Raw genomic sequence first — 227 nt, 5'->3', positions numbered from 1 at the left:
TACTAATTACCCGTGAGGCTTAACCATACAACGCCAAACGCGTTTTATGACAGCGTAACAGACAGAAGTTAAGACACTAAAGTAGACATTTACTTGATATCAGAATTCCAGATTTTAGTTAATTGCTAAGGCGATTAACAAACCAAATTTGCTTGGTGACAATAGCGTTTTGGACCCACCTGACCCCATGCCGAACTCAGTAGTGAAACGAAACAGCGCCGATGATA

Annotated in this window: 1 rRNA gene; it reads left to right on the top strand. The window is 41.0% G+C overall.

The features are described 5' to 3' along the window. Positions 1-151: 151 nt before the first annotated feature. Positions 152-227 (top strand): 5S ribosomal RNA (gene rrf / locus AUR67_RS03075); the annotation flags it as partial.

The organism is Pseudoalteromonas sp. XI10 (assembly GCF_001469895.1).
GTDB lineage: Bacteria > Pseudomonadota > Gammaproteobacteria > Enterobacterales > Alteromonadaceae > Pseudoalteromonas.
The sequence above is the reverse complement of the archived record's forward strand: the minus strand, read 5'-3'. Positions and strand labels throughout refer to the sequence as shown.